Origin of the sequence: Saccharomonospora cyanea NA-134, assembly GCF_000244975.1 — a bacterium.
GTDB classification, from domain to species: Bacteria; Actinomycetota; Actinomycetes; order Mycobacteriales; family Pseudonocardiaceae; genus Saccharomonospora; species Saccharomonospora cyanea.
Window position 1 is genome coordinate 5,348,509 of record NZ_CM001440.1, and the last position, 12,444, is coordinate 5,360,952.

Annotated in this window: 9 protein-coding genes; 4 read left to right on the top strand and 5 right to left on the bottom strand. The window is 68.7% G+C overall.

The features are described from left to right. Positions 1-37: 37 nt before the first annotated feature. The 4 genes from SACCYDRAFT_RS25070 to SACCYDRAFT_RS25085 all read right to left on the bottom strand — a co-directional run bounded on the left by SACCYDRAFT_RS25070 (position 38) and on the right by SACCYDRAFT_RS25085 (position 5,325). On the bottom strand, positions 38-2,140 hold the full coding sequence (locus SACCYDRAFT_RS25070; RefSeq protein ID WP_005460530.1) for a PhoX family protein: 2,103 nt from the start codon (positions 2,138-2,140) through the stop codon (positions 38-40). A 121-nt stretch (positions 2,141-2,261) separates the two neighbouring features. Further along, the gene (locus SACCYDRAFT_RS25075) at positions 2,262-3,458 is read right to left on the bottom strand and encodes an MFS transporter (RefSeq protein WP_043536911.1); all 1,197 of its coding nucleotides are present in this window, start codon (positions 3,456-3,458) and stop codon (positions 2,262-2,264) included. A 177-nt stretch (positions 3,459-3,635) separates the two neighbouring features. Beyond that, a complete protein-coding gene (locus tag SACCYDRAFT_RS25080; RefSeq protein ID WP_005460532.1) occupies positions 3,636-4,724 on the bottom strand; it encodes an inositol-3-phosphate synthase in 1,089 nt (362 codons plus the stop codon). A gap of 58 nt (positions 4,725-4,782) precedes the next feature. Next, on the bottom strand, positions 4,783-5,325 hold the full coding sequence (locus SACCYDRAFT_RS25085) for a PadR family transcriptional regulator (RefSeq protein WP_005460533.1): 543 nt from the start codon (positions 5,323-5,325) through the stop codon (positions 4,783-4,785). A gap of 256 nt (positions 5,326-5,581) precedes the next feature. On the opposite strand from SACCYDRAFT_RS25085, the gene SACCYDRAFT_RS25090 reads away from it, so the two are divergent. The 3 genes from SACCYDRAFT_RS25090 (at position 5,582) to SACCYDRAFT_RS25100 (ending at position 10,725) form a co-directional block, all read left to right on the top strand. Beyond that, positions 5,582-5,980, top strand: coding sequence for a DUF5318 family protein (locus SACCYDRAFT_RS25090; protein WP_043537538.1), 399 nt, complete (start codon positions 5,582-5,584; stop codon positions 5,978-5,980). A gap of 531 nt (positions 5,981-6,511) precedes the next feature. Next, positions 6,512-9,073: a transglycosylase domain-containing protein gene (locus SACCYDRAFT_RS25095; protein WP_005460535.1), complete on the top strand. Its 2,562-nt coding sequence runs from the start codon at positions 6,512-6,514 to the stop codon at positions 9,071-9,073. A 47-nt stretch (positions 9,074-9,120) separates the two neighbouring features. Further along, complete coding sequence (locus tag SACCYDRAFT_RS25100) at positions 9,121-10,725, top strand: glycosyltransferase family 87 protein (protein ID WP_005460536.1); 1,605 nt, start codon at positions 9,121-9,123, stop codon at positions 10,723-10,725. Here the strand turns inward: SACCYDRAFT_RS25100 and SACCYDRAFT_RS25105 are convergent. Continuing rightward, positions 10,686-11,456, bottom strand: coding sequence for a deoxyribonuclease IV (locus tag SACCYDRAFT_RS25105; RefSeq protein ID WP_005460537.1), 771 nt, complete (start codon positions 11,454-11,456; stop codon positions 10,686-10,688). The genes SACCYDRAFT_RS25100 and SACCYDRAFT_RS25105 overlap by 40 nt on opposite strands. Positions 11,457-11,588: 132 nt before the next feature. On the opposite strand from SACCYDRAFT_RS25105, the gene SACCYDRAFT_RS25110 reads away from it, so the two are divergent. Next, positions 11,589-12,347, top strand: coding sequence for a hypothetical protein (locus SACCYDRAFT_RS25110; RefSeq protein ID WP_005460538.1), 759 nt, complete (start codon positions 11,589-11,591; stop codon positions 12,345-12,347). Positions 12,348-12,444 lie beyond the last annotated feature (97 nt).

The following is a 12,444-nucleotide window of genomic DNA, read 5'->3' on the forward strand; positions in this document are numbered from 1 at the left end:
TGCCGACCGACCCCTCACCGCGTGGGTGTCTCAGGCGTCAGAAGCCGATCCGTCCCGAACGTCCCCACCGGCCCTTCTTCCACACCGCGACGATCGACGGCCTCGGCTGGGCGGAGCCGCCGTCCGGCCAGTGCGACTCCGGGTTCTCCGGGGTGCCGCCCTCGCCGGGATGCTGCACGGCGACCAGCACGACGTCGTAGGTGACCACCGGGCCACACGCCTCCGCGCCGATCGGGACGGTCAGGAACTGCTTGACCTGACCCCTCCTCGGGCCGTCGACCGGCACCGAGAACAGCCCGTCGTTCGAGCCGAGCGCGTTGCCGTCCGTGGAGATCCACAGGTTGCCGTACCTGTCGAACGCCACGTTGTCGGGGCAGGAGATCGGGCTCACCTGGCTCTTGTCGAACCCGCCGAAGTAGGTGTCGGCGGCAGCGGGGTCACCGCACACCAGCAACAGCCGCCACGAGAACGTCGTCGACGCCGCGTCGCCGCGGTCCTCATCCCACTCCAGCACGTGGCCGTTGCGGTTGCCGTTGCGCGGGTTGGCCTCGTCGGCGGCTCCCTTGCCCGCGGCACCGCGGTCGCTGTTGTTGGTCAGTGCCGCGTAGACGCGCCCGTTGACGGGGTTCGGTTCGATGTCCTCGGGGCGGTCCATCTTGGTGGCACCCACCTTGTCGGCCGCCAGTCGCGTGAAGACGTACACCTCCTCGGCGGTCATACCCGGTACGTGCGAGACGTTGCCGCTGGCGAGCGGAATCCACGTTCCCCTGCCGTCGAACTCCCCGTCGGACGGCAGGGCGCCGCTGCCGTCGATCTCGCTGCTCGGGCTGTCGCCGGTGAACTTCGCGACGTACAGCGTGCCGTCGTCGAGCAGGCGGGAGTTGTGCCTGCGGGCGTGTGCGCTGCGGCCCGGCTTGTACCTGCCGTTGGAGACGAACTTGTAGATGTAGTCGAAGCGCTCGTCGTCACCGGAGTACACGGCCACCCGGCCGTCCTTCGTGATCTTGACGTTGGCACCCTCGTGCTTGAACCGCCCCAGCGCGGTGTGCTTGATCGGCTTCGAGTTGGGGTCGTGCGGGTCGATCTCCACGACCCAGCCGAACCGGTTGGGCTCGTTGGGTTCCTGCGCGATGTCCCATCGCTTGTCGAACCGCTCCCACTTGCGGTTGGTCGCGGCGCCGCCCATCCCGTAACGGCGGAGCCGCTCGGCCTCGACCGGGTCGGTCACCGAGTTCGCGTTGGCGAAGTACTGGTTGAAGTTCTCCTCACCCGACAGCACGGTGCCCCACGGGGTGACCCCGCCCGCACAGTTGTTCATCGTGCCCCGCACGACGCGCCCCGTCGGGTCGGCCGACGTCTTCAGGTGGTCCGAACCCGCGGCCGGACCACGTACCTCGAACTCGGTGTCGAGAGTGATCCGCCGGTTGTACCGGCTCGGCACCACACGCAGGCCGCCTCGCGGATCGCGGACGGTCTGCACCACCGAAAGGCCGTGCGCCGCCCACGCGATGCGCGCCTGTTCCTCGGTCGGGTTGTCGGGGTCGTAGGTGCCCGCGGGGAACATGTGCGTCTCGGTGGTGTACTCGTGGTTCACCACCATGAGGTGACGCCACCCCGAGGAGTCCTGCGGGATGAGGCCGACGAAGTCGTTGTTGTACCCGAACTGCCTGGCCTGCGCCTCGGCGGTCTGGTTGTGGAAGTCGAACCGGGGAGCACCCGGCAGCACCGGATCGCCCCACCGGATCACGACCTCCTGGTCGTAGCCGTCCGGGATCGTCACCGCGTCGGCGGTGTTGGGAGCGACCGGGGTGAAGTCGGTACCCGGCACGGGGCGCGACGGCCTGCCGTGGCCGTTCTCCTTGCCACGCCCGGCGAGCGCGGCGGGAACGCCTGCCTCGGCGGCGGCCGTGCCCGACAACGCCGCGAACCCGGCCGCGGTCGCCGACATCACCGCCGTCGCCTTCAACGCCCCGCGCCGAGACACCACGTTCTTGGCGATGTCACCGAAGTAGCTGTTGTCGGAGGTGTTGGGCGCGGGGTGCGCGCAGGCGTTGCCACAGCGGTACTCGCACGTGACGGCCGAACGGCCAGGACGGTGAGAGCTCAGCAGGGGCAGCAGTCGTCTCGGCTCAGTGGACACACGGCCTCCATCACTCGATCAGGGCAAGCTCCGGTGACGTTAGGTGTGCAAAGCAAGCCACGGTATGCCTGACGGTGAACATCAAACAAACGGCCTAAACCTGTTGGTCCACGATCGTGGGTCACACGTGCTCGGCGGCCACGGTGGGTTCCGGCGCGCTCCGTCGGGCCGCGAGCACCCCGCCCGCCAGCACGCACAACACCGCGGCGACGAGGAACGGCGCGTGGTCGTAGGCGAACCACTCCGCGATGTGCCCGACCAGCGTCGCGGCGGCGGCGCCACCGAGCCAGCGGCAGAAGTTGTAGCCGGCACTGGCCACCGGCCGTGGTGCGTCACTGATCGACATCGCCGTCCCGGTGAACAGCGTGTTGAGCAGTCCGGACACCAGTCCGCTCGCCACGATCGCGACCACGAGCAACGGCTTGGCGGGAACGAGCATCACCAGCATCAGCACCCCGTAGGCGAGCACCGACACCACAGTGGCGTTCGCCTCACCGAACCGCGCGGCCAGCCGAGGAGCCAGCACGACACCGGCCACCGCGACACACACGCCCCAGCCGAAGAATACGAGCCCGATCGCGACCGCGCCCCATTCGAGAACGAACGGTGACCACGCGAGCACGGTGAAGAACGCCGCCGTGTAGCAGGCCGAGCCGATCGACACGCGCAGCAGCCCACGGTGGCGCAGGGCTCGCAACGGATCGCTGATTCGGACACGGGGACGCCGCTCGTGCGCGTCCCGCCTCAGGAACACCGCGCACAACATCAGGGCGATCGCCATGAGAGCGGCCGTGCCGAAGAACGGGCCGCGCCAGGAGATGTCGCCGAGCACCGCGCCGAGCAGCGGGCCGACGGCGAGCCCGAGCCCAAGCGCCGCCTCGTACAACAGGACGGCGCCGGCCTGGCCGCCGGTGGCCGCACCGACGATCACCGAAAGCGCGGTGGCGATGAAGAACGCGTTGCCGAGTCCCCACACGGCTCGCAGGCCGATGAGTTGTTCGATGTCGCCCGCGAGGCCGCAGGCGAGCGTGGCGAGCACGATCAGGGTGAGGCCGACGAGCACCGTCCGTTTCGCCCCGAACCGTGCGCTCGACGCGCTGGTGACCAGCATCGCGAGCACCTGGATACCGAGATACGACGAGAACAGCAGGGTGACCTGCGAGGGCGTGGCGTTCAGCCCCTCGGCGATCGACAGCAGGATCGGGTCGACGAGGCCGATGCCCATGAACGCGATGACAGCCGCGAACGCGGTGATCCACACCTGTTTGGGCTGTCCCTTGACCGCGGATAACACGCTGGGGTGGTGACCTGTACTCACTCGCCCCAGGCTAACAAAGTTGCTTAGTGATGCTAACTAAAACCGACCGTAGGCTCCCTCACACGACAACCACGGGGACGCCCAGCCTCGAAAAGCCGAAGGCCGCCACCGCCTTCCGGCGGCAGCGGCCTTCTTTCGGCCTTCCTTCGGCCTTTTCGGTCCCGGCGCGGGCGCCGCTCAGCGCTCCACGTCACCCCGGATGAAGCTCTCCACGGCGTCGCGGGCGGTCGAGTCGTCGTACTGCTTCGGCGGCGACTTCATGAAGTAGGACGACGCCGACAGCAGCGGGCCGCCGATACCGCGGTCCTTCGCGATCTTGGCCGCGCGCACCGCGTCGATGATGATGCCCGCCGAGTTCGGCGAGTCCCAGACCTCCAGCTTGTACTCGAGGTTCAGCGGCACGTCACCGAACGCGCGCCCCTCCAGCCGCACGTAGGCCCACTTGCGGTCGTCGAGCCACTGCACGTAGTCGGACGGACCCACGTGCACGTTCGCCTTGCCGAGGTCCCGCTCGATCTGCGAGGTGACGGCCTGCGTCTTGGAGATCTTCTTGGACTCCAGCCGCTCCAGCTCCTTCATGTTCTTGAAGTCCATGTTGCCGCCCACGTTGAGCTGCATGGTGCGGTCGAGCTGGACACCGCGGTCCTCGAAGAGCTTCGCCAGCACGCGGTGGGTGATGGTGGCGCCGACCTGCGACTTGATGTCGTCACCGACGATCGGCACGCCCGCCTCCTCGAACTTGGCGGCCCACTCGGGGTCGGACGCGATGAACACCGGGATGGCGTTGACGAACGCCACTCCCGCGTCGAGCGCGGCCTGCGCGTAGAACTTCGACGCCTCCGAGGAACCCACGGGCAGGTACGACACCAGGACGTCCACCTCCGCGGCGCGCAGCGCCTCCACGACGTCGACCGGCTGCTCGTCCGACTCCTGGATAGTCTCCTGGTAGAACCGACCGAGCCCGTCGAGCGTGTGCCCGCGCTGCACCGTCACGCCGAGCGGCGGGACGTCGCAGATCTTGATGGTGTTGTTCTCGCTGGCGAGGATCGCCTCGGAGAGGTCCTGTCCCACCTTCTTCGCGTCGACGTCGAAGGCCGCGACGAACTCCACGTCCCCTACGTGGTACTCGCCGAACTGCACGTGCATCAGCCCGGGCACGCGCGAGCTCGGGTCGGTGTCCCGGTAGTAGTGGACCCCCTGAACAAGCGACGCCGCGCAGTTGCCGACGCCAACGATGGCCACCCTTACGCGGCGGTTCTCGCCCATGCCGGTATCTCCTTACTAGTCATTGCTGGGTACTGATGCCGAGCGGCGGCGATCCGGTTCAGCCCTGCTGTCCCCGCTGCTCGGCCTGTTCGTGCGCGATGAGCTCATTGAGCCAGCGCACCTCCCGCTCACTGGCCTCCAGCCCGAGCTGGTGCAGTTCACGGGTGTAGCGGTCGATCTTCTCCTCGGCCCTGGCCAACGCTGCCCGAAGGCCTTCGCGACGCTCCTCGACGCGGCGGCGCCTGCCCTCGAGAATTCGCATCCGCACGTCGGCCGGAGTCCGGGAGAAGAAGGTCAGGTGGACCCCGAAGCCCTCGTCGTCCCAGGTCTGCGGACCGGCGTCGGCGAGCAGTTCGGAGAACCGCTCCTTGCCTTCGGCGGTCAGCTTGTAGACGCGCTTGGCGCGCCGGTTCCAGCCGGTGGTCACCTCAGCGGACTCCTCCACGATCAGCCCTGCGCGAAGCAGCCTCCGCAGGGTCGGGTAGAGCGAGCCGTAGGAGAACGTGCGGAACATGCCGAGCGTCTCGTGCAAACGCTTGCGCAGCACGTATCCGTGCATCGGCGCCTCGTGCAGCAGCCCGAGGATCGCGAGCTCCAGCACAGTGCACCTCCTCACGGAACGTTCCGAGCGACCCCCGGCGTTGGTGTCATGGGGCCGCCACGTACCGAGTACCCAACCTAGCGCGCATTTATATCGCGCCGATACATCGAAGTGGTGCAGCTAACCTCCACCCCACCTACATCAGGCGCACTGTTCATCGAATCGTTATCGAAACATCGGCGTGTCCGGGCCGTTACCCAGCGTCGGGCCGCCCGTCCCGCGCCCTCGTGTCGGCAAGAAGCCGTACGCTGTCAGGGTGCGAAACCAGCGGCAGGTCGTCGACTACGCGCTCCAGCGCCGTGCGGTGCTGGCCGAGTACTACTCGGGCCGGGTCAGCACCCTTGACGTCTGCGATGCCACTCCGTACCTGCTTCGGGCGGCTCGGTTCCACGGAACCCCCAGCCCGACGGCGTGCCCGGTGTGCAGGGAAACCGCGCTGACGAACGTCGCCTGGGTCTACGGCGACGAGCTCCGGCACGCGGCGGGGTCGGCCAGGGCGCCGGAGGAACTCGACCGGATGGCGAACCGTTTCAGCGAGTTCACCGTCTATGTGGTCGAGGTGTGCCGGTCGTGCGGCTGGAACCATCTCGTGAAGTCATACGTCCTCGGAACCGGAGCCCCGAATCCGCCGTCCCGGAGGACCGCAGGTCAGTGACACACGACACCGGCTGCACACTTGTTGCCACACTCGTTGCCGCAGGCGCACGTAGGTTCGGTTCGCAGAACGGCGTGTCAGCAGGCGCCGATCTGGGAGGGTCTTGAGTGAACGACCAGGGAAACCATCACTGGCCGGAGGACGAACCGGGCGAGACGCGGTGGCCCGGCGCCGAGGGGCCGGGCGGCAGGTCCGCCGGCCCTCAGTGGCCGGCGAGCGACGACCGCCCGCGCGCACCTCGCCCTCCGGAACGCCGTCCCCCTCGACCGGCGCAGCCGGGTCGGCCCCCGCGGCCGCCCCAGGGCGCTCCACCGACCGGTGCGCGGCAACCGGAGCGGCAGCGTCCTCCTCAGAACCCGCAACGCCCACCACAGCCGTCACAGCCGCCTCAGGCAGGGCAGCCGCGACCCGGCGGTCCGGACCAGCGACCCGCAGGCCGTGGCCCCCGCCCCCAGGGCGCGCCGGGTGAACGCCCCCTGCCCCCCGCCGGACGCAGGCAGCCGCCCCAGTCGACCGCGCGTTCCGCGAGCGGTGGCCCACCGCAGGGCGGCCGATAGGCCGAGCGCGCCTCCCGGTGGGCAACGTCCACCCCGGCGACCGGGCGAACGCCCCGGGGGACCCGCCGCGGCCGGCGCGGCAGCGGGCGCCGGAGCGCCGGCCTCCGGAGTCTCGGAGCGGGAACCCGAGCTCATCACCCACCGCGCGTACAACGGCACCACCGAAGGCCCCGGCGCCTACGACCAGTTCGACGACGACGGCTTCGACAGCGGCGAACGCGTCGAGGACCGCCACTACGAACCCGGCCTCGACGACGTGGACGGCGACAGTGGTGACGGCGGTGACGGCGGTGAAGGTGGCGGCAAGAAGCGGAAGGGCAAGGCCGCCCTCACCCCGGCGCAACGCCGCAAGCGCCGCTGGAAGATCATCCGGCGCAGTCTCTACGCTTTCGTGGCCTTCTTCTTCGTGCTGCCCGCCACCGCGTTCGCCATCACCTACTTCCTCGTGGACGTGCCTTCGCCGGAGGACGTCGCCCAACAGCAGTCCAAGGTCGTCACCTACTACTACGCCGACGGCAAGACCGAGATGGGCCGCGACGTCCCGCCCGACGGCGGCAACCGCATCCTGCTCAAGCCCCACGAGATCCCGGACCACGTGAAGCGCGCCGTCTACGCGGCCGAGGACGCCACGTTCGAGACGAACCCGGGCTTCGACATCAGCGGTATCCTGCGCGCGGTGTACAACCAGGCCACCGGCGGTGTCGGCGGCGGTTCCACCATCACCCAGCAGTACATCAAGAAGGCTACGGAGAACGAGGAGTACTCGCTCACTCGTAAGTGGACCGAGCTCGTCAAGGCGTTCAAGATGAGCAACGAGCAGTCCAAGGAAGAGATCATCACCGCCTACCTCAACACGATCTTCTTCGGCCGTAGCGCGTACGGCATCGAGACCGCGTCACAGGCGTACTTCGGGAAGTCGGCCAAGGAGATCAACGTCTCCGAGGCCGCGTTGCTCGCCGGCATGATCCAGCAACCGGGCCGCTCCGAGAAGCCGGAGGTCCGTCAGCAACGCTGGGACTACGTCATGAACCAGCTGGTGGCCAACGGCTGGCTCACCAAGGCCGAGCGCGACGCGGCGAAGCTGCCCGAACTCATCCCGCTGGAGGACTCCAGGCCCGAGGCCATCAGTGGCCCCGAACTGTTCATCCAGCAGAAGGTCAAGCAGGAACTCGAGGCCAAGGGCTATCCGGAGGAGAAGCTGCAGGCCGGCGGCTACAAGGTCTACCTCACGATCGACCAGAAGGCCCAGGAAGCCGCCGAGAAAGCCGTCGAACAGGTCATGGAGGGCGAGGATTCGAAGCTGATGGAGGCTCTCGTCGCCGTCGATCCCAAGACCGGCGGCGTGCGGGCCTACTACGGTGGTCCGTACGACTCCGAGGTGGCGGGCGGTCAGTACGACTGGGCGTCGGCCCAACGGAACCCGGGCTCGTCGTTCAAGCCGTTCGACCTCGTCGCCCTGCTGAAGGAGGGCAAGGGACTCGGCGAGACCTACGACGGCAGTTCGCCGAGGATGTTCGGCGACCGCAAGGTGCGGAACTCGGGCAACGAAAGCTGCGGCACCAACTGCACGGTCGAAGAGGCCATGAAGCGCTCCATCAACACCGTGTTCTACGACATCGTCGTGAACGAGGTGGGACCGCAGGCCGTCGTCGACGCGGCGATGGCGGCGGGCATCCCCGAGAATGGCAACGGAGTCGACAGCAAGCCCACCATGCCGACCCTCGACGGCAACATCTCCATCGGCGGTGGCGACACGATGGTCTCGCCCCTGCACATGGCCGCCGCCTACGCCACGTTCGCCGACAACGGCATGCGGCACGAGACGCACTTCGTCGCGAAGCTGACCACAGCGGACGGAGAGATCGTCTTCGACGAGACCTCGGAGGTCGCCACCGAGGGCGAGCCCGCCTTCTCCAGCGACCCGGCCGAGAGCAAGCAGATCGCGGGCAACGTCACCAAGTCGCTCATCCCCGTGCTGGAGTACTCCGAACTGACCTGTGCGGGCGGACGCGCCTGCGCGGGCAAGACCGGTACGCACCAGTACGTGGACCCGGGTGGCGCCGTGGTCGATGAGAACGCCGAAGCCTGGATGGTGGGCTACAGTCCGCAGATCTCCGCCGCCGTGTGGGTGGGCACGGGCAGGAACGAGCCCATCCGGGACGCCGCGGGCAACCGGGTCTACGGCAGCGGGCTTCCGGGCGAGATCTGGAAGCTGTTCATGGACACCTACCACGAGGGCAAGCCGCTCCTGGAGTTCCCCGAGGTGGAGCCGATCGGCAAGATCCCCACCACACCGGTTCCCGAACAGCCGGAGCAGAACACGGAGTCGACCACCACGCCGCCCACGGAGGAGTCGACCACCACGCCGCCCACGGACACCCCCGACAACACCAGCTCGTCATCGAACACGCCTCCCGAGTCGGAGGACGAGGACCCCGGCTACTCGAACCCCGGCGGGCCTCCCGAAGAGCCAGGCGGCGGTTGGGGGGACTGGTTCGGTGACCAGAACAACGGCAGAGGGGGCGGCGAGGAGTAGCCGACGGGGCCATAACCCCCTGAGCAGCGACACGTAACATTCGCGACGTGTCCAGCGATATCCATGGCCCGCCTTCTGCCCCGACGCCCGACACCGCGTCGCTGGACGCCACGCAGCGGGAGGTGCCGAGTTGGTCCGACCCACTCGCCCAGGCGGCCACCCGCCCCCTGGGCGGACCGCTGGGCACGCACGCCGCTGTGGGCAGGCACTGGTTCTGGACACCGCTGCGGGTGTGCCTCCTGCTGGCCGTCCTCGCCCTGACCGCCGGCTGGTTCGGTAAGGCCGCGTGCATCCAGCAGTACGTCACCGACGACGGCGACGCCGAACTCGACTGGCGGTCGGGCAGGCAGTACGTGGCGATGTGCTACTCCGACATCGTCCCGCTCTACACCGCCGAACGGCTCGACGAGCCCGACTCCTTCCCCTACGCCACGAGCTGGGTGGAGAACGAGGGCACCGAGCACGAGCAGGTGCGGTACATGGAGTACCCGGTACTGAGTGGCCTGTTCCAGTGGGTCAACGCGAAGCTGACACACGGCTGGACCGCCGCGGCCGAGTCGGGCTGGCTGCCGGGTGCCCTGCCCGTGGCGGTGTACTTCAACATCACGGCCTTCTTCCTGTCGGCGGCGTGGCTCGTCACCGTGTGGGCGGTCGCCCGGACCGCGCGGCGCCGGGTGTGGGACGCCGCCATCGTGGCCGTGTCACCGCTCGTGGTGGTACACGCGTTCACGAACTTCGACGCCCTCGCCACCGCCGCGGCGGCCACGGGCCTGCTCGCCTGGTCGCGCAGGAAACCGGTGCTCGCCGGAGTGCTGCTGGGTGTCGGGGCGGCGGCGAAGCTCTACCCGCTGTTCTTCCTCGGCCCGCTGCTCGTGCTGTGCCTGCGGGCCGGGAAGATGAAGGCGTGGGGCAGCACCGCGGGTACCGCGGTGCTCACGTGGGGCGTCATCAACCTGCCCTTCATGTTGTTCCTGCGCGAGGGTTGGTCGGAGTTCTTCCGTCTCAACACCCAGCGGGACATGGACCCGGACTCGCTGTACAACGTCGTCTCGTACTTCACCGGCTGGCAGGGCTTCGACGGGCCACTCGCGCCCGGTGAAGCTCCCACGGTGCTCAACACGGTGAGCGGGGCGCTCTTCCTCGCGCTGTGCGCGGGCATCGCCTACGTGGGCCTCTCGGCTCCTCGCAGGCCCAGGGTGGCGCAGTTGTGCTTCCTCGTCGTGGCGGCGTTCCTGCTCACCAACAAGGTGTGGAGCCCGCAGTACTCGCTGTGGCTCGTGCCGCTGGCCGTGCTGGCACTGCCGCGCTGGCGGCTGCTGCTCGGCTGGATGGTGGTCGACGCGCTCGTGTGGGCGCCCCGGATGTTCTACTACCTCGGCACCGGCAACAAGGGCCTGCCGGAGGGCTGGTTCCTCGGCACGGTGGTCGTGCGCGACATCGTGGTGGTACTGCTCTGTGTACTCGTCCTGCGGGAGATCTACCGGCCTTCGCGTGACCTGGTGCGGGTCGCGGGCACGGACGATCCCACCGGTGGTGTACTGGACGGCGCCGAGGACTCCGTGGTGCTCAGGCCGCGGCGACGGCAGGGCGGGGAGAGGCCCGAGCGCGGCGATCACAGCCTCGCGCGCAGGAACTCGATGTCGGCCGCCTGACCCTCCTGGGGCGTCTCCACGACCACCGGCGCACCGGCCTCCCGCGCCACCGCGACGAGCAGCTCCGGGTCGATGGTGCCCTCGCCACCGACGACGTTCGCATGGCGATCACGTTGCGAGCCGTGGCCGTCGCGTGAGTTGTTGAGGTGCACGAGGTCGATCCGTCCCGTGATCGCGCGCACGCGCTCCACCGTCTCCGACAGGTCCCAGCCCGCGGAGTGGGCATGGCAGGTGTCCAGGCAGAACCCCGCGCCGAAGTCGGCGACCTCGTCCCACAACCGGGCGAGCACGTCGAGGTCGCGGGCCATGGCGCCTTCGCCGCCCGCCGTGTTCTCGATGAGCACGGGCACGCCGAACCCGCCCTGCTCCTCCTGTCGCTGGAAGAGCTTGCGCCAGTTCGCCAAGCCCTCGGCGGGGTCCTCGCCCCTGCGCACGTGCCCGCCGTGCACGATCAGTCCCCGCGCCCCCGTCTCGGCAGCGGCCGCGGCGTGCTGGGCGACCATCTTGCGCGAGGGGATCCGGATGCGGTTGTTGAGCGAGGCCACGTTGAGCACGTACGGCGCGTGGACGTACACCGCGACGCCCGCGTCGGCCAGCTCGGTCGCCTGCGGGTGCGGCTGCGGCTTCTTCCAGCTCTGCGGGTCGGCGAGAAAGAACTGCACCGATTCCGCGGCTCGTTCCCGAGCAGTCGTCAGGGGATCGTCATCACGAACGTGCGCGCCGATCTGCATCACCCGAGGGTAACGATTCCCGGCTCGCGGAATCGAGTACCGTGACCGTGTCCCAGACATTTGACCAAGATCACATCAACGGGAAATAGGGCGGGACGGGGACCGCACCCGAGAGTGAGGGCGACACGGCTCATGGAAAGCGGGTATCGGCACATCAGGCGCATCGGCTCCACGGGACTGGCGCTGGCGGCAGCGGCGTGGCTGGTGTTTCCAGGCAGCGCGGCAGCACGGGAACTGGACCCCGTCTCCGCAGGTAGTTGCGCTACGAGACCGTCCGAGGAGAAGGACGAACCACCGTCGGAGAACCCCGACGAGCGGCCGACCGACACCGAGAGCGACCCCGACGACAGCGGCCTGTCGGTCTCGCTGTCCAGCACCCTCCACCTCGGTGGAAAGAACACTTTGGTCGATCTCCTGAGTGGTGTCTGCGAGACCGGAAAGGACACCGTCGACGGACTCTTCGGACCCGTTCTCGGCGACGAAGAAACAACTTCTCCCAATCCGGGTGACACACCGCAGGATGAATTTGACGAAAATGATCTGAACGCGGGCACCGAAGCACCCCATTCGCTCCCCGCTCCGGAAACCACGGCCCCCGAGAACGTCTCGGAAGCAGCTCCGACGTCCCATCCGGCCGGCTCGCCTCCGGGCACCGGGGCCGTGGGCGGCGGCTGGGGAGGGGTGAGCGTCGACCGCGCGCCAGGCGCCATCGACGCACCGCCCACCCAGCAGGCCGAAGGGAGCACGTTCAGCGCCGCGCCCCACGACTCGCGCGCCTCGCACGACGTCAAGGCCGTCGAGCGGCTGCCGTTGCTGCTCGCGGTGCTGTCGGTGGTGCTCGTGGCCGCCGCGCTCGCCCACACGTGGGCACGGCGGACGCTGCTGCGCTGACGGGCGCCGCTCGGGCCGGGGATGTAGTCCAGGTCACTGTGATCCGACGCGTCACCTTCCTCGGGTCCACGTCGTTGTGCTCATCGACGCATCACCG